This is a genomic window from Zoogloea sp. JDB1, assembly GCF_056724025.1.
The window spans coordinates 2,867,133-2,883,193 of record NZ_CM161496.1 but is presented as its reverse complement, the minus strand read 5'-3'; the positions used below and the strand labels follow the sequence as shown (position 1 = coordinate 2,883,193).

The 16,061-nt window shown below is 69.1% G+C and carries 15 protein-coding genes; 4 read left to right on the top strand and 11 right to left on the bottom strand.

The annotated features are described in order from the left end of the window. Positions 1-18 precede the first annotated feature (18 nt). The 4 genes from AC1PPK_RS12890 to AC1PPK_RS12875 are packed head-to-tail and all read left to right on the top strand — an operon-like array spanning position 19 to position 6,754. On the top strand, positions 19-1,491 hold the full coding sequence (locus AC1PPK_RS12890) for a DUF3375 domain-containing protein (protein WP_481113459.1): 1,473 nt from the start codon (positions 19-21) through the stop codon (positions 1,489-1,491). A 22-nt stretch (positions 1,492-1,513) separates the two neighbouring features. Beyond that, the gene (locus AC1PPK_RS12885) at positions 1,514-2,203 is read left to right on the top strand and encodes a DUF4194 domain-containing protein (RefSeq protein WP_481113458.1); all 690 of its coding nucleotides are present in this window, start codon (positions 1,514-1,516) and stop codon (positions 2,201-2,203) included. Beyond that, positions 2,196-5,573, top strand: a complete 3,378-nt coding sequence (locus AC1PPK_RS12880) for an ATP-binding protein (RefSeq protein WP_481113457.1) — start codon at positions 2,196-2,198, stop codon at positions 5,571-5,573. The genes AC1PPK_RS12885 and AC1PPK_RS12880 overlap by 8 nt, the downstream gene beginning before the upstream one ends. Beyond that, complete coding sequence (locus AC1PPK_RS12875; protein ID WP_481113456.1) at positions 5,570-6,754, top strand: DUF3322 domain-containing protein; 1,185 nt, start codon at positions 5,570-5,572, stop codon at positions 6,752-6,754. Before AC1PPK_RS12880 ends, AC1PPK_RS12875 begins: the two co-directional genes overlap by 4 nt. A 20-nt stretch (positions 6,755-6,774) precedes the next feature. Here the strand turns inward: AC1PPK_RS12875 and AC1PPK_RS12870 are convergent, their stop codons facing one another. The 11 genes from AC1PPK_RS12870 to AC1PPK_RS12820 form a co-directional block, all read right to left on the bottom strand. Next, positions 6,775-7,494 carry a LuxR C-terminal-related transcriptional regulator gene (locus AC1PPK_RS12870; protein ID WP_481113455.1) on the bottom strand — a complete coding sequence of 240 codons (720 nt, stop codon included), beginning with the start codon at positions 7,492-7,494 and terminating at the stop codon, positions 6,775-6,777. Between the two features lie 10 nt (positions 7,495-7,504). Further along, on the bottom strand, positions 7,505-8,011 hold the full coding sequence (locus tag AC1PPK_RS12865) for a type II secretion system protein (protein WP_481113454.1): 507 nt from the start codon (positions 8,009-8,011) through the stop codon (positions 7,505-7,507). Continuing rightward, positions 8,008-8,388 carry a type II secretion system protein gene (locus AC1PPK_RS12860; protein ID WP_481113453.1) on the bottom strand — a complete coding sequence of 127 codons (381 nt, stop codon included), beginning with the start codon at positions 8,386-8,388 and terminating at the stop codon, positions 8,008-8,010. The genes AC1PPK_RS12865 and AC1PPK_RS12860 overlap by 4 nt, the downstream gene beginning before the upstream one ends. Beyond that, positions 8,388-8,855 carry a prepilin-type N-terminal cleavage/methylation domain-containing protein gene (locus AC1PPK_RS12855; RefSeq protein WP_481113452.1) on the bottom strand — a complete coding sequence of 156 codons (468 nt, stop codon included), beginning with the start codon at positions 8,853-8,855 and terminating at the stop codon, positions 8,388-8,390. The genes AC1PPK_RS12860 and AC1PPK_RS12855 overlap by 1 nt, the downstream gene beginning before the upstream one ends. A gap of 8 nt (positions 8,856-8,863) precedes the next feature. Then, positions 8,864-11,098, bottom strand: a complete 2,235-nt coding sequence (locus AC1PPK_RS12850) for a secretin N-terminal domain-containing protein (protein WP_481113451.1) — start codon at positions 11,096-11,098, stop codon at positions 8,864-8,866. Next, entirely contained in the window at positions 11,095-11,427 is a 333-nt protein-coding gene (locus AC1PPK_RS12845) for a hypothetical protein (protein WP_481113450.1), read from the bottom strand. Before AC1PPK_RS12845 ends, AC1PPK_RS12850 begins: the two co-directional genes overlap by 4 nt. Before the next feature lie 143 nt (positions 11,428-11,570). After that, the gene (locus AC1PPK_RS12840; protein ID WP_481113449.1) at positions 11,571-12,137 is read right to left on the bottom strand and encodes a hypothetical protein; all 567 of its coding nucleotides are present in this window, start codon (positions 12,135-12,137) and stop codon (positions 11,571-11,573) included. Beyond that, complete coding sequence (locus AC1PPK_RS12835) at positions 12,134-12,679, bottom strand: PilN domain-containing protein (protein WP_481113448.1); 546 nt, start codon at positions 12,677-12,679, stop codon at positions 12,134-12,136. Before AC1PPK_RS12835 ends, AC1PPK_RS12840 begins: the two co-directional genes overlap by 4 nt. Continuing rightward, positions 12,676-13,380, bottom strand: coding sequence for a hypothetical protein (locus tag AC1PPK_RS12830; RefSeq protein ID WP_481113447.1), 705 nt, complete (start codon positions 13,378-13,380; stop codon positions 12,676-12,678). Before AC1PPK_RS12830 ends, AC1PPK_RS12835 begins: the two co-directional genes overlap by 4 nt. Then, positions 13,361-14,887 carry a GspE/PulE family protein gene (locus tag AC1PPK_RS12825; RefSeq protein WP_481113446.1) on the bottom strand — a complete coding sequence of 509 codons (1,527 nt, stop codon included), beginning with the start codon at positions 14,885-14,887 and terminating at the stop codon, positions 13,361-13,363. The genes AC1PPK_RS12830 and AC1PPK_RS12825 overlap by 20 nt, the downstream gene beginning before the upstream one ends. Continuing rightward, positions 14,884-16,059, bottom strand: coding sequence for a type II secretion system F family protein (locus AC1PPK_RS12820; RefSeq protein ID WP_481113445.1), 1,176 nt, complete (start codon positions 16,057-16,059; stop codon positions 14,884-14,886). The genes AC1PPK_RS12825 and AC1PPK_RS12820 overlap by 4 nt, the downstream gene beginning before the upstream one ends. Positions 16,060-16,061: the final 2 nt, after the last annotated feature.

The window sequence follows — 16,061 nt, the reverse complement described above, 5'->3', positions numbered from 1 at the left end:
CTTGCAGACTGAACGACAATGGACCACGCCACCCTCAGCACACTTCGAGACCGCCATCCCGCATGGCGTCTGCTGGCCTCGCCCCATGCAGCGCTGGTGGCGAGCTTCCTGCACCGGGTGTTCGTCACGCCCAACATGCGCGTGATGAGCGAGGCGGATCTCGCCGAGGCACTGGAGGACGAACTCTTCGCGCTGCGCGAGCAACTCGGTCCGGACGCCTACCCCAGGAATGCACGGGACTACCTGAACGACTGGATCTCCCCCGACAAGGGTTGGCTGCGCAAGTTCTACAAGCCCGGTACGGACGAAGCCCAGTTCGATCTGACACCCGCCACCGAGAAGGCCATCGCATGGCTCGTGTCACTGACTGAAAGGCCCTTCGTCGGCACCGAGTCGCGGCTCCTGACACTGTTCGCACTCCTGGAACAGATCAGCGCCGGCACCGAAGCCGACCCCGCGAGGCGAGTCGAAGACCTGCGCAGGAAACGCGACGACATCGATGCCGAAATCGCCCGCATCCTGGCCGGTGACGTGCCGCTTCTGGACGACACCGCCGTCAAGGACCGCTTCCAGCAGTTCCAGCAACTGGCTCGCGAGCTGCTGGCCGACTTCCGCGAAGTGGAGTACAACTTCCGCCGACTCGACCGCAAGGTGCGCGAGAAGATCGCCCTGTGGGACGGCGCCAAGGGCGCGCTGCTCGATGAGATCATGGGCGAGCGCGATGCAATCGGCGACTCGGACCAGGGCCGCAGCTTCCGCGCCTTCTGGGATTTCCTCATGTCCAGCCGCCGCCAGGAGGAACTCTCCGCACGGCTGGACCAGGTCCTGGCCTTGCCGGCGGTGGCAGCGCTCCAGCCAGATGCGCGTACACGTCGCGTCCATTACGACTGGCTGGAAGCCGGCGAACACACCCAGCGCACCGTCGCCCAACTATCGCAGCAACTGCGCCGCTTCCTGGACGACCGGGCCTTCCTGGAAAACCGCCGCATCCTCGACCTCCTGCACGGCATCGAAAGCAAGGCCCTGGCGCTCCGTGACGCCCCGCCCACCGCAAGCCCGATGACCATGGATGCCATGAGCGCGGACATCGAACTGCCGCTGGAGCGGCCGCTGTTCGCCCCCAAGGCCAAGCCACGCCTCGCCGGGCTCACGCTCGACACAGGAGAAGACGACATCGACACCGCGCGCCTGTTCGAGCAGATCATCGTGGACAAGGCACGTCTGCGCACGTCTATCCAGCGCGCACTGCGCCACGCACCGCAGATCACCCTGCATGACCTGCTGGAGGCCGAACCCTTGCAGCACGGCCTGGCCGAATTGGTCGCCTATCTGGAACTGGCCCACGCCGAGGCCAGCAGCGACGCTCTCGGCAGCCTGCATGCGGTGGTGGACGAAACGGTGGAAGAACCGATCCGTTGGCAGGCCAGCGATGCACAAGGCGAGCCGGTCACGCGTGAAGCACGCCTGCCCCGAGTGATCTTCACGCGCTAAACGCCGCTGCGACAGGAAGACGATGAACGACACCGTGCCCGACACCTCCCTGGATGAAAACCCGCCCGGCACCCGGCTGGCGGTACCCGAACTGTCTCTCCTGATGGTTCAACTGCTCAAGGGCGTGCTCTACCGTGACGACGACGAGCATCTGTGGGCAAGCCTCCTGCGCCTGCAGGCCCGGGTGAGGGAACACGCGGCCATCCTGCTGCTCGACCTGGTGATGGACGAGGCGGAAGGCTACGCTTTCCTCAAAAGTCGCCCGGATCCGGACGAATCCGAGGCAGCCCCCCGCCCGCCACGACTCGTCGCCCGCCGGCCTCTGTCTTACCCGGTCAGCCTGATGCTCGCACTGCTGCGCAAGCGCATGGCGGAGTTCGATGCCGGTGGCGGCGACACCCGTCTGATCCTCGCCCGCGACGAGATCGTCGAACTGATACGGGTCTTCCTGCCCGACGGTACGAACGAAACCCGGCTCATCGATCAGGTCAACGCCACGATTTCAAAAGTCGTCGAGCTGGGTTTCCTGCGCCGCCTCAAACCCGCGGCGGGCAGCAGCCCCCAGGCCGGACCGGAGCGTGGGCACTACGAGCTGCGGCGCATCCTCAAAGCCTTCGTCGATGCCCAGTGGCTGGCGGAATTCGACTCGCGGCTGGAGGGCTATCAGGCACTGTCCGCTGGAGACGCAGCCCCGGAGGCCAACGATGCTTGAAGCGCCGACCCTCGGACTGGATTTTGTGGCCGACGACAGCCGCGTCGGCTTCCGCCTGCAAAAACTGGAGGTACTCAACTGGGGCACCTTCGACAAACGGATCTGGCGCTATGAGCTCGACGGCCGTAATGGCCTGCTCACCGGCGACATCGGCTCCGGCAAGTCCACGATGGTGGACGCCATCACGACCCTGCTGGTGCCGGCCCAGCGCATCGCCTACAACAAGGCGGCCGGCGCGGATGCGCGCGAGCGGACCCTGCGCTCATACGTGCTCGGCCACTACAAGAGCGAACGCAACGAGGTCACCGGCAGCGCACGTGCGGTGGCGCTGCGTGATGCATCGAGCTACTCGGTGATCCTCGGCGTGTTCCGCAACGAAGGCTACGACCAGGCCGTCACCCTGGCCCAGGTGTTCTGGCTGAAGGATCCACAAGGCCAGCCGGCACGGCTGTTCGTCGCGGCGGAACGGGCCATGACGATTGCCGAGGACTTTGCCGGTTTCGGCAGCGACATTGCGTCCCTGCGCAAGAAGCTTCGCAACACGGGCAGCGAGTTGTTCGACAGCTTTCCGCCCTACTCTGCCTGGTTCCGCCGACGCTTCGGCATCGAGCACGAACAAGCGCTGGAGCTGTTCCACCAGACGGTGTCGATGAAATCGGTAGGCAACCTCACCGACTTCGTGCGCAGCCACATGCTGGAACCTTTCGATGTAGCCAGCCGCATCGATGCGCTGATCCGTCATTTCGACGACCTGGACCGCGCCCACCAGGCCGTGCTCAAGGCCAAGCGGCAGGTCGATCTGCTCACGCCGCTGGTCGCCGACGGCCAACGCCACGCCACCCTGGCGGCGGAAATTCAGGGCTTTCGCGACGGGCGCGATGCCCTGCGCCCCTACTTCGCCGGGCTCAAGGGCCAACTGCTGGACCGCCGTCTCGCGCTGCTGGCGGAGGATGCCGCCCGGCTCGACGCCCAGATCGAGCGCCTGGGCGCCCAACGCGACGACGAACGCACCGCGGTGAGCAATCTGGAACATGCCATGCGCGACAACGGCGGCGACCGCCTGGAGCAACTTGCCGCCGAGATCCGGCGCAAGGGAACAGACCAGACGGAACGCCAGCAGAAGGCCGAACGCCACGCCGCCTTGCTGGCCCTCGTCGAAGAGCTGCCGCCCGCCGACGAAGGCGCCTTCCTCGCTCAACGCCACGCCATCGGAGCCCGTGCCGAATCGCTGCGCGAGCGTATTGCGGACCTCACCAACCGCGAGCGCGAGGAAGACTTCGCCTTCCGCAAAGGCCGGGAAGAACACGTCGCCCTGAGCGACGAGATCGACAGTCTCAAGCGCCGCAAAAGCAATATCGAGGCTGCCCAGATCCGCATCCGCGAGGCGCTCTGCGCGGCCCTCTCCATCCCCGAGGACGACCTGCCCTTCGCCGGCGAACTCATCCAGGTGCGCGAAGACGAACGCGACTGGCAAGGCGCGGCCGAACGTCTGCTGCGTGGCTTCGGCCTTGCGCTGCTGGTGCCCGAGGCACACTACAGGGACGTCGCCGAATGGGTGGACCGCCAGCATCTCGGCGCACGCCTGGTCTACTTCCACGTCCGGCCGAAGAAAAGCGTGCAAGCCGCCAACCTGCATCCTCAGTCGCTCGTGCGCAAGCTCGCCATCAAGCCAGACTCGCCGCATTACGAATGGCTGGAGCAGGAGCTGCGCAGTCGCTTCGACGTGGCCTGCTGCGACAGTGCCGAGCAATTTCGCCGCGAGGCCCGGGCCATAACGCGCAGCGGTCAGATCAAGGACCCGAGCGGACGCCACGAGAAGGATGACCGCAGCCGCATCGACGACCGCAGCCGCTACGTGCTCGGCTGGAGCAATGCCGACAAGCTGCGCGCCCTGCGGGACCAGCGTGATCGCCTGGAGGCCATGCTGGTCACGGTAGGCCAGCGCATCGCCGAAATCCAGCAGTCGCGCAAACAGCTGGAAGGCCGGCTGGAAGCGCTGGCAAGACTGGAGGAGTTCACACGCTACACGGACATCGACTGGCAGAGCCTGGCGCGCGAGATCGCCGCGCTCCAGGAAGAGCTCAAACGCCTGGAGTCCGCCTCCAATACCTTGCAGGAACTGGGGCGGCAGTTGCAGGCCGCTCGCGGCCGGCTGGCCGAGACGGAAACCAGACTGGCTGACGTGCTGGGCAAGCGCGGCGAAACCAGGAGCAAGCGCGAAGCCGCCGAGGAGCTGCGGGACCAGGCCCGGGCCGTGTGTGAGGCAACGCCGCTCGTCGACGCCCAGCTCGCGCGCCTGGAAGACTGGCGCAACGAGGCACTGGGCGAGCACCAGCTCTCGGTCGAATCCTGCGACAACCGCGAGCAGGAGCTGCGCAAGTGGCTGCAGGACCGCATCGATGCGGAGGACAAGCGCCTCTCCCGCCTGACCGAACGCATCATCAATGCAATGCGCGGCTTCAAGGAAGAATTCAAGGCCGAGACCGTCAACATGGACGCGAGCCTGGCGGCGACAGCCGAATACGCCCGCTTGCTCGACGGCCTGCAGCGTGACGACCTGCCCCGCTTCGAGGCCCGCTTCAAGGAGCTGCTCAACGAGAACACCATCCGCGAGATCGCCAACTTCAACGGTCAGCTCGCCCGGGAGCGGGAGACGATCGCCGAGCGCGTCGGCCGCATCAACCAGTCCCTGCAGGGCATAGATTACAACCCCGGACGCTTCATCAGGCTGGTGGCCCAGCCCAGCCCGGATGCAGAGATCCGCGATCTTCAGCAAGACCTTCGCGCCTGCACCGAAGACGCATTGACGGGTTCAGCGGATGAACAGTACTCGGAAACGAAGTTCCTGCAAGTCAAGGCCATCATCGACCGCTTCCGGGGTCGCGAAGGCCTGTCGGAAGCGGACCGGCGCTGGACCGCGAAAGTCACCGATGTACGCAACTGGTTCCTGTTCTCGGCCAGCGAGCGCTGGCGAACCGATGACGCCGAGCACGAGCACTACTCCGACTCCGGCGGCAAGTCGGGTGGCCAGAAGGAAAAACTGGCCTACACGGTACTCGCCGCCAGCCTGGCCTACCAGTTCGGCCTGGAATGGGGCGCGGTGCGCTCCCGCTCGTTCCGCTTCGTGGTCATCGACGAAGCCTTCGGGCGCGGATCGGACGAATCGGCGCAGTACGGGCTGCGGCTGTTCCAGCAACTCAATCTGCAGTTGCTGATCGTCACGCCACTGCAGAAGATCCACATCATCGAGCCTTTTGTGGCCAGCGTCGGCTTCGTGCACAACGAGGGCGGGCGGGATTCGCGGCTGCGCTGCCTGAGCATCGAGGAATACCGGGCGCAGAAAGCCGGTACGGTTCAGGTCGCACGATGAACTGGACCACCTCGGCGGACCTGCGCGCCCAGGTCCAGCGTTTGTGGGATCGTGGCGAACTGTTGCGCGCATCGGTATCCGATGCCATCGAATGGCCCCGGCGCCTGAGCCTGAAGGCCCCCACGGCATCCGACCTGACGGAGCGTTTCGAAGCCGTGCGCAATTGGGTTCACGCCGTGGCCGAGCCCCCCCACGTACGGGTCAACTGGCGCGAATGGACGCATCGCGTGCAAGGCAGACAGCGGCTACCGGCCGCCATATGGGTCGATTCATTACAGGATGCACTGGCCTTCATCGGACAGGAGCAAGCAGTACAGCGCTACCTGGCGCTCTGGCAGCAGACCGCCACTGCACAGCCGACCCTGCTCCCATGGCTGACCAGGCGCCCACTGCAGGTGCTGGAGCTGACTGACGCCTGGGAGCGCCTGCTCACTGTCGTCGCGTGGCTGCAAGCCAACCCTCGCCCAGGTGTGTACCTGCGCCAGGTGGATGCTCCCGGGGTGGACAGCAAGTTCATCGAAGCCCATCGGGGTGTATTGGCCGAGTGGCTGGATCTGGCCCTGCCGCCGGAGGCTATCGATGCCACGGCAAACGGTTCAGCACAATTCACCCGCCGTTACGGCTTTCTGGACAAACCCTTGCGCCTGCGCTTCCGGCTGCTCGACCCTGCCCTGCCGAGCCTACCCGGCTGCAATGGCTTGCCCGACATCACACTGGATGCAGTGAGCTTCGCCCCCCTCGCCCTCCCCGTCAGGCGGGTCTTCATCACCGAGAACGAAACCAACTTTCTGGCCTTCCCGCCCGTGACGAAAGCGATCATCGTCTTCGGCGCCGGCTACGGCTGGGAAGCCCTGGCCCCCGCCAGGTGGCTGCAGGACTGCAAGGTGCACTACTGGGGCGACCTCGACACCCACGGCTTCGCCATCCTCGACCAGTTGCGCGAACACCTTCCCCACGCGGCTTCGTTCCTGATGGACCGGGAGACTCTGCTGGCCCACCGCCCGCACTGGGGCAAGGAACCCACCCCCACGCAGCGCGAGCTTCCACGCCTCACGGCGGAGGAGGCCACACTCTACGACGCGCTCCGCTTCGATCATCTCCAACCCGGACTGCGCCTGGAACAGGAGCACGTCAGCTACCGGTGGCTCAGCGACAGGCTCGCGCACATTACCTCGACATAGCACGCCAGCCCGTCTGCACTTCATTCCGGCCTGGTGATGACCGAGCATAGCGCCGCCTCGGTCCGGTTCGATACCTTCAATTTGTCGAGCAGCTGCTGGACATGGTTCTTCACGGTCTGCGGGCTCAGGCCCAGTTCTGCCGCAATTTCCCGGTTGGACAGGCCGCCGCGGATGCCGGCCAGCACCTGGCGCTGGCGTGGGGACAAGTCGGCCTCGATGCTCCTCGTCGGGCTCGCGGGCGGCAGGCTGGCGAAGGCGTTGGCGAGGTAGGGCTGCAGCAGGCGGGCGAAGTAGCGCTCCCGTTCACCAGGGCTGCCCTGCACGCCAAGGAACACGAAGACGTTCAGACCGCTCTCCGAAGCCCGCTCACTGCCATGGAGCAGTCCGGTCCCATCGGCATGTGGGCCGAGCATTTTCAACATGAGCGGGCAATCGGCGGCAAGATCGATGCGGCACGGCTGCCTGTCATGGGCATGCCAACGCTTCGAAAGAACCTGGCACAGGGCCTCGCCAGCCTCACTCAGTCCCTCCTCCGCTCGATGCGGCAACGGCAAACGGGAAAACACTTCGGCGCGGGCACCCCCAGGCCAGCGGCACAGGCAGATCAGGGTTTCGTGGGGCAGGAAGCTCTGCAGCCCGCCCTGCGCCCAAAGGTAGAACTGGTGGCTGCGCCGGATGCGGATGGCCTCGTCCAGCACCAGCGGCAGGCGTTCCCGATCGAGATCGGTGAGGAGCATCATCGCCGCGCCCTCATCGGCCCACAGCCTGCTGTGGTTGACGTCGGCTCATCGTGTCGGCGGGGCGGAACAGCCAGTCCCGGTAGCGTGCGCCACCGGCCCCCGAGGCACCGACGCTGACCCACTCCGGCAGGCCGTCGCTGCGCAGCGCCTCGCGCTCGGAGCGGCTGCACAGACCGACGATGTGGCCATCCCGGCGCTCCACGATCCAGTCCGCCGCGCCGGTCATCGGGTCGCGGTACAGCCGGCGCAGGTGGCGCCGCACGAAGGGCACGCGCGGGTCGAGGAGCAGCGCGTCCAGCGTTGCCGGAGCGGCCGCCGGGTCGTCGGGCTGGGCAGCCTGGTAGCTGGCCAATGCGCGAGCAAATTCGCCGCCGATGAACAGCAGCTCGGCCTCCCGCGCGCGCTGAGTGCTGATCGACCACAGGCTGCCGAAGTGGGCCAGGCCGAAGCCCAGGGCCGCCACCGCGAACAGCATCAGGAGATAGGTAACGCCACGCTGGCGTCCGCGCGCCGTCATAGCTCGCCGAACGAACGCCCGTCGCGGGCCGTGCCGGGGGCGCTGCTGTGCAGGTCCCACACACCGGAGCCGCCGGGCGGGGCGACCAGCTGCCAGCCGTCCCGGCGCTCGGTGAACGGGTCCACCGGCGCGGCGCGCAGATAGCGGCGGTCCACCAGCTCGTCCAGATCCTGCGGGTAGCGCCCGGTGTCGCCGTGGAACTTGTCGATGGCGTCGCGGGTAACCGCCAGCGTCTCGGCCAGCGCCGCCTCCCGCGCCCGTTCCAGATGGACGAAATAGCGCGGCGCGGCGATGGAGATGAGTAGCGCGACGATGGCCATCACCACCAGCAGCTCGATCAGCGTGAAGCCGCGGCGGCGCCGCTTCGACGTCAGCATCACCATTCCCGGTAGGGCACGCCGTTGAGCCCGCTGCCCGCTGCTCGGGAATAGACGTCGAACACGTCGCGCCCTTCCCGCGGGGCGTCGGGCGGACTGGCGTAGCTGCGCAGGCCCCAGCCAGCGGCGGCGTCCTGGCCGCTGGTGTCGAAGGGGTCGCGCGGAATCCGCCGCAGGATGTAGATGCGCGCCTGGCCGGGGGCACGGGCGTCGGGCATGCCGCGCACCAGGTCCTCCAGCTTCTCGGGGTAGCCGCTGCCGTCGGCGGCGCGGGCGATGCGTCCCTCGTCGCTGTAACGCTTGTAGGTGTCGATGCCTTCGCGCAGCTGACGCAGGGCCAGACGCAGTTCGCTTTCCTTGGTACGCTGGGCGGTGAGCTGGGCGACCGGCACTGCAATGGCGGCGAGCACCGCCACCACCGCCACGGTGACGACCATCTCGATCAGCGTGAAGCCGCGGCTGCTCATATATATGCTCAGGGCGCGATGCGCACCCGCGCCGGTGCGGGGCTACTTAACGGCTGGACCGATCCGCCGGAACGCGCGTCGGTTGCCAGCAGGCTGAAGACGGTATTGCCGGCAGCCTTGGCCCGGGCCCGGAAACGCGCATCCGCGCTGCCACCTGACAGGCGCAGGGCCAGCGCGTCGCCGCCCTCACCGGGCTGGTCGAGGGGTTCGACCAGCGTCGTGTCGTAGGCCAGCAGCAACGTGCGCCCTTCGCCCGCCGCACCGCTGACGCGCACCGCAAAGGTCTCGCCGGGGCGGACCTGTTCCGGGGCGGCCAGTTGCGGTTCGCCGGCCGACGCTTCAGGCGCCATCGCTGAGATAGGCAGCGCTGCGGGCACCGGCGTTACCCCGGCCCGCCCGGCTCCGGCTGCAGGCCCCGCAATCGGTGTGAGCAGCAGCGGCGCCGCGCCAACCGCTGACTCCGTTCCCGCCCCAAAGGTGGCACTGGCCAACGCCGGCTGGTTGAGATTGCGCAGCACCCTTGGTGTGATCAGCAAGACGATCTCCGTCTTGTTGGCCACGTCGCGCTGGCTGCTGAACAGCCGCCCCAAGCCGGGCAGATCGCCGAGGCCCGGCAGGCGGTTGGCGGCGCTGCGCTCCTCGTCGCTGATGAGGCCGGCCAGCACCTGGGTCTCCCCGTCCTTCAGGCGCAGGGACGTCGCAGCGCTGCGCGTGCCGACCTGGTAGGCCAGGGAGTTGGACGGGCCGAGGACTTCCTTGACCACGCTGCTGACCTCCAGGTTCACCTTGATGGCCACCTCCTCGTCCAGGTGCACCGAGGGCTCCACCTCCAGCTTGAGGCCCACGTCCAGGTAATTCACCGAGGCCGACACGCCCACGTTGGCGGTGGAGGTGGTGGTGAACACCGGCAGCTTCTCGCCGATGTGGATGCGCGCCTTGTCCCGGTTCTTCACGCGGATGCGCGGGTTGGCGAGGATGTTGGAGTCCCCGTCCTGGTCCTTCAGGTTGAGCAGCAGGCCGGGATTGGCCACGTAGGGCACCATCGCGCCGGTGTTGCGCAGATTCACGTTGCCACTGAGCAGCTGGCCGCCCAGGTTCTCGGTGATGGTGGTGCCGGTAGGGGTGGTCACCGCGCTGGTGGTGGTGGGCTGCAGCAGGCCATAGCCGATCTGGTCCGGAAAGCGCAGGCCCAGTTCGAGCAATTTATTGCGGCTGATCTCCAGCACCTCCACTTCCAGCATCACTTCCGGCTCGGCCAGATCGAGGCCGGCGATCAGGCGTTCGGCGAGGCGCACCGCGTCGGGCGTGTCCTTCATCACCAGCAGGTTCAAACGCTCCTCCACGAACACGTCCTTGGTCTTGACCATCTGCTTGACCAGCTCCATGGCCTGCTTGGGCGACGCGTTGGCGAGGTAGAAGCTGCGCGTCACCAGCTCCTGGTAGTCCTTCTGCTTGGCCGGGGTGTTGGGGTAGATGAGGATCGAGTTGTCGTTGAGGAGCTTACGTTCGAGCTGCTGGGTCGCCGCCAGCAGCTTGAGCACATCGTCGATGCTGCTGCGCCTCACGAAGATCGACACCTTGGTGTCGGGCCGCACATCCTTGTCGAGCACGAAGTTGAGGCCGGACTCCCGCGACAGCACCTCCAGCACGCCGCGCAGCGGGGCGTCGCGGAACTCGAGGGTGATCGGCTTGGCCAGTGGCCCTTTCAGCGCCAGCGGCAGCGGGTCGCGGGCGACGCTGCGTTCGTCGAGCCGGCGCATCACGCTGCGCGCCAGTGCATGGCCGGGTTCAGCAGCCAGCACGCTGCGGGCGGCCTGCTCGGCGCCGATAAAGTCCTGGGCGTCGAGGCGCTTGCTCGCTTCGGCAGCCATCCGGTTGCGCTGGCGCTGGGCGGCGATCGTCTCCAGCCCGGCGACCACCCGCGGATGATTGGGGTCGTACTGGCGCGCCAGCACCAGCGCCGCCTCGGCCTCCTCGAAACGGCCGCCGGCCCGCGCCTCCTCGGCCACGGCCAGCTGGCGCAGGGTCAGGCGGTCGCGCTGGCGCAGGTAGTAGCTGCGCAGCGCCAGGTTGGCGGGGTCGGCGGCGATCTTCTGCTGCAGCTCGCGCAGGGCCGCCTCCGGCGCACCGCTGGCGAAGGCCTGGCGGCTCGCCTCCAGGGCTGGGTTGGCGGCGCAGGCGGTCAACAACACAAGGAGCCCCCCGGCGAACAGGGTGCGGAGGAACGGACGTCGTGGCTTCATGGAGTGCCTGTGCTCAGGCTCTGGGTTTCGTTGAGGGGCAGGTACAGGAAGTCGATACGCTGGCGGCTCACCGCCGTCACCCGGTAGCGGCCGTCGAGCACGTCGCCGGGGCGCACCGCGCGGACCTCGTCCCGCTCGAGCAGGAAGGCCGCCGGCGCGCCGCCGTCCTCCAGCGCGCCGCCATAGCGGTACGGCAAGGGCGGTGCGACGGGCTTGGTGTCGACCGGCGGCGGAGGCGGCGGTGGCTGGAAGCTGCGCGCCGGAAAGAGTTCGCCTGGCACGCCATCAGCCGGCGGACGCGCGCCGAGGCGCAACTCGCCGAGCGGCATGGGCGACGCCGCGACCGAACGGGGAGCCCGGCCAGCCTTGCGCACGGGCCGCGTGCCGCCGTCGCCCTCATCGTCCAGCCCGGCGGCCCACCAGGCGGCGGCGAGGACGGCGCCCAGCGCGAGGATGAGCCCATGGGCGCGCTTCATGAGCGCCCCCGCAGGAAGATCACCAGCCGCACCCGCGCCTCCAGTTCCTCGGCGCCGATGTCGGCCCGCTTCAGCAGCAGCCCGTCGACGGCCACACCGGGCAGTTCGGCCAGCAGATCGCCGAGCCACAGGCGCAGCGCGGCGTAGCGGCCGTGCAGCGGCAGCTCCAGCGCCACCTGCTCCAGCGGCGTACCGGCAAGCGGCGTGGAGCGGTAGTCGGCCTTGTCGGCGGCGAGGCCGCGGGCCAGCGCGTAGCCGTGGATGCGCACCAGCAGGTCGGGCAGGCCGTCGCCGGCCGGGAAGGCACCGTAGTAGGCGTCGAGGCGCTCCCGGTCCGTCGGAGGCTGCGGCACCGCGCGGCGTTGCTGGCGCAGCAGGCTGCGGGTCTGGCGATCGAGGGCATCGGCCTCGTCGGCGAGGGGCCGGTTGCCGCTGATGTCGAAGGCCAGCGCGAAGACCGTCAGTGCCACGCCGAGCACGCCGGCCCAGCCGGCGCCACGCAGGATCCGCTGGGCTTCAGCCCGCACTGTGACCAGACCGGCAGCCAGGCGCGGCGCCGTCATGGCTGCGCCTCCCAGCGGGCCTGCAGATCGAAACCGACCACCTGTATCGGTCCGTTCTGGCGAAAGGCGTAGCCGGCCAGCCTCACGTCGCGCAGCGCCGGGATGGCTTCGAGACGCTTCACGAAGGCGAAGACCTCGGGCAGGTTGCGGGCCTCGCCGCTGAGCTTGAGGCGTCCCTTTGCACCGTCCTGGTCCAGCTCCAGCAAGGCCAGGCCCGGATCGTCGGCGGCGGCTTCGAGGGCCGCCAGCAAGACATTCCAGTCGCGCCCGAGCTCGGCCACCACGCCGAGGGCCGCGCGGCGCTCGGGGTCCGTGAGTGGCGCCACCGGCGAACGAACCGGGCGGGCGACGGTGGTCTGCCGGCGCACCCGCTCGTAAGCATGGCGCGCTTCGGCGAGGCGGGTTTCGGCCACATCGAACTCGTGGAGCACGCCGAGCGCGGCAAGCGCCCCGCAGGCCAGCATCAGCCAGCCGAGCGCGCCGGGCGGACGGCGGCGGCCGCTGAAGTCCAGGTCCACGGCGGACGGCACGGCGCGGCTCACGGACGGGCCTCCGCACAATCGGCGTGGGTCCAGCCGGCCGGCAACGGCGCGTCCGCCGGCAGCGGGCCGGCCACGTGGAAGGTGCCGGCGGCCGGAGCGTCCGGCAGCGTGGCGAGCAGCGCGATGAGGCCGTCCACCGCGGCGCGGCCGTCGGCCTCGTCGACCGGCAAACTGCGCAGGGCCCGCCAGACGCCAGCGGCCCACAGCCCAATGGTGACGCGCCCGCGCTCCTGCCGGGCGAAGGCCCCGTCGCCACGGAAACGGCGGCGGCCCTGGTTGAAGTCGGTCAGGAAGGCCGGTTCGACCGCCCGCAGGCTCAGCCGGCGCGCCCGCGCCCAGTCCCGCAGCGCATCGCGCAAGGATAGAGGCAGCGCTGCGGCGATGCACTGCGGCCCGGCGGCGTTGCGGTCGGTGAGCACCGCCCACGGGCCGGCTCCAAAGACTTCCGTGAAGCGATGGGCGACGAAGGCCAGCCGCTCTGCCGCCGACAGCCCCTCCGGCCAGGTCACACGCAAATAGCGCACGTGGCGGTCGGCGACGGTCACGTGCAGGCGCAAGAAGCGCGGCAGTGCCGGCAAGGCCGCCAGCACGGCAGGCCAGTCGGCATCGATGGGCCGCTCGATCATGCCGGCCCGGCACTGCAGGCGCAGCGCATCCGGCCCGATGTGCAGCGTCGCGCGCTCAGGCCACGAAAGTGACACGGTTCAGCTCCTGCAGGGTGGTGAGGCCGTCGCGGACCAGTGCCAGGCCCGCGTCGCGCAGGCTGGCAAAGCCGCGCCGGCGGGCGGCAGCCTTGAGTTCGCGCAGCGGGGCGCGGGCGATGATCAGGTCGCGCAACTCATCGTCGAGGATCAACACCTCGGCGATGGCGCGCCGGCCCCGATAGCCGGAGCCGCGGCAGGCGCCGCAGCCGCTGCCGGCGCGGAAGCGGTAGCCGCTCACCGCCCCAGGCTCCCCGAGGCCCGAGTCGGCGAGCAGCGCGGCGGCGGGTGTGCAGTCGGCGCTGCAGGCAAGGCAGTTCACGCGGATCAGGCGCTGGGCCACCACGCCGTTCAAGGCCGCCACCAGGTTGTAGGGGTCGATGCCCATGTGCATGAAGCGGCCGATCACGTCGAAGACGCTGTTGGCATGCACGGTGGTGAATACCAGGTGGCCGGTCAGCGCGGCCTGCACGGCGATCTCGGCGGTCTCCGGGTCGCGGATCTCGCCGACCATGATCTTGTCCGGGTCGTGGCGCAGGATGGAGCGCAAGCCGCGGGCGAAGCCGAGGCCCTTCTTCTCGTTCACCGGAATCTGCAGCACGCCGGACAGCTGGTACTCCACCGGGTCCTCGATGGTGACGACCTTCTCCTGCCCCGAGTGGGTTTCGGATAGCACGGCGTAGAGGCTGGTGGTCTTGCCCGAGCCGGTCGGCCCGGTGACCAGCAGCATGCCGTAGGGCTCCAGGGCGAGGCGGCGCAGCGTCGCGCGGGTGGCCGCGTCGAAGCCGAGGGTTTCGAGGGTCAGCGCCGCCATCTCGCGGGTCAGGTGCTCCTTGTCGAGCAGACGCAGCACGGCGTCCTCGCCGTGGATGCTGGGCATGATGGAGACCCGGAAATCGATCGGACGGCCGGCGGCGTGGACCTTGAAGCGCCCGTCCTGGGGCACGCGCCGCTCGGCGATGTCGAGTTCGGCCAGTACCTTCAGGCGCGACAGCACCTGCTCGGCCAGCTCGCTGCCCTGGGCGCCGCCGGCGCGGGTCAGCACGCCGTCCACCCGGTACTTGACGACCAGCCCGCCGGGCACACTCTCCAAGTGGATGTCGCTGGCGCCCTGCTGGATGGCGTCGTAGAGGGTGGAGTTGACCAGCTTGACCACCGGGCTGGCGTCGCTGGCGATGCGGCGCAGGGACAGGTCTTCCCCGTCGTCCACGCGAGTGGCGGCGGCATCCCCGAGCACACCGGCGACGACGCGGCCGGATTCGGCGTGGCGGGCCAGGCAGGCGGCCAGGTCGTCGCGGCGCGCGACGCGCAGCGCGAAGGGCTCGGCGAGGCGACCGCCGAGGCCGTCGAGCAGGTCTGCATCCTGCGGGTCGGCAACGGCGATCAGCAGGCGTCCGTCGTCCCCGCGGCCGGCGAAGGCGTCGCGGCGCAGCGCATCGTCGAAGGGCAGCGCGGCGAAGTCGGGTTGCAGCGCAAACAGTTCGGCGTGGCCGATGGCGGCGATCACTGGATGCTCTCCGCCACCTGGAAGATCGGCAGGTAAAGCATCACCAGCACCACGCCGACGCCCACCGCGATCACCAGCATCAGCAGCGGCCCGGCCAGGCGGGCCACCAGTTCAAGCCAGCGGGCGTTGTCCTGGTCGTGGAAATCGGCGGCACGCTCCAGCATGTCGCCCAGGTTGCCGGCCTTCTCCCCCACTGCCAGCATGCGCAGCGCGACTGGCGTGGCAAGGCCGTGGGCCTGCAGCGTGGCGGTGAAGCCCTGCCCTTCGCGCACCGCCGCCCGGCTGGCCAGCAGGCCGGGGCGCAGCACCGGCGACAGCAGACCTTCGACCATGCCCAGCGCCGCCACCGCCGGGATGCCACCGCGTAGCAGCATGCCCAGGGTGCGGTACAGGCGGGCCAGCTCGAAGACGCGCAGCCGCTCGCCGAGGCGCGGCAGGCGCCAGGCCAGGCGCAGCGCCGCCGCACGGCTGTCGGCACGGACCGCCAGTGCCCCCAAACCACCCAGCACGGCCACGACTCCGCCGCCGATCAGCCCACCGTGGGCTTCCATCAATTGCCCCCAGTCGAGCAGCAGGCGCGACATCCACGGCAGCTCGCCGCCGACGCTCTCGAATACCTGCGCGAAACGCGGCACCACGAAGAGCAGCAGGAACAACATGACCGCCCCGCCCACCACCAGCAGCAGCGCCGGGTACACCGCCGCGGCGACCAGCGTGCCGCGGATCGCGTCGAGCTGGCGCTGGTAGGCCACGTAGCGGGACAGGGCCGGCTCCAGATCGCTGGTGTGCTCGGCGGCGCGCACGGTGGCCACATACAGCGGCGGGAAGGCGGCGGGCTGGGCTTCCAGCGCGGCGGACAGGGTGCGCCCTTCGCGCAGCCCGTGGCCGAGGGCATCCACCACCGCACGCAGGGCCGGGCGGGCTTCCTTCTCGGCGAGGGCCGCCAACGCGTCGGCCAGCGGAATGCCGGCCCGCAGCAGGGCCACCAGTTCCTGGTTGAAGAGCATCAGCGGGAAACGCGCACCGCGGGCCGGCCGCCCCAGCGGCGCGACCGACAGCACCGCCAGGCGGCGCTCGGCAGCCAGCGCACGGGCGGCGGCTTCATCGGCGGCATCGATTTCGATGGCCACCACGGACGAGGCCGCCCCAAGGGCGCGAACACGGAAACGCATGG

Excerpts from the sequence above, each read along its gene's own strand:
- AC1PPK_RS12890 (WP_481113459.1), top strand. The coding sequence starts at position 19 with ATGGACCACGCCACCCTCAGCACACTTCGAGACCGCCATCCCGCATGG.
- AC1PPK_RS12885 (WP_481113458.1), top strand. The coding sequence starts at position 1,514 with ATGAACGACACCGTGCCCGACACCTCCCTGGATGAAAACCCGCCCGGC.
- AC1PPK_RS12880 (WP_481113457.1), top strand. The coding sequence starts at position 2,196 with ATGCTTGAAGCGCCGACCCTCGGACTGGATTTTGTGGCCGACGACAGC.
- AC1PPK_RS12875 (WP_481113456.1), top strand. The coding sequence starts at position 5,570 with ATGAACTGGACCACCTCGGCGGACCTGCGCGCCCAGGTCCAGCGTTTG.
- AC1PPK_RS12870 (WP_481113455.1), bottom strand. The coding sequence starts at position 7,494 with ATGATGCTCCTCACCGATCTCGATCGGGAACGCCTGCCGCTGGTGCTG.
- AC1PPK_RS12865 (WP_481113454.1), bottom strand. The coding sequence starts at position 8,011 with ATGACGGCGCGCGGACGCCAGCGTGGCGTTACCTATCTCCTGATGCTG.
- AC1PPK_RS12860 (WP_481113453.1), bottom strand. The coding sequence starts at position 8,388 with ATGCTGACGTCGAAGCGGCGCCGCCGCGGCTTCACGCTGATCGAGCTG.
- AC1PPK_RS12855 (WP_481113452.1), bottom strand. The coding sequence starts at position 8,855 with ATGAGCAGCCGCGGCTTCACGCTGATCGAGATGGTCGTCACCGTGGCG.
- AC1PPK_RS12850 (WP_481113451.1), bottom strand. The coding sequence starts at position 11,098 with ATGAAGCCACGACGTCCGTTCCTCCGCACCCTGTTCGCCGGGGGGCTC.
- AC1PPK_RS12845 (WP_481113450.1), bottom strand. The coding sequence starts at position 11,427 with ATGCCGCTCGGCGAGTTGCGCCTCGGCGCGCGTCCGCCGGCTGATGGC.
- AC1PPK_RS12840 (WP_481113449.1), bottom strand. The coding sequence starts at position 12,137 with ATGACGGCGCCGCGCCTGGCTGCCGGTCTGGTCACAGTGCGGGCTGAA.
- AC1PPK_RS12820 (WP_481113445.1), bottom strand. The coding sequence starts at position 16,059 with ATGCGTTTCCGTGTTCGCGCCCTTGGGGCGGCCTCGTCCGTGGTGGCC.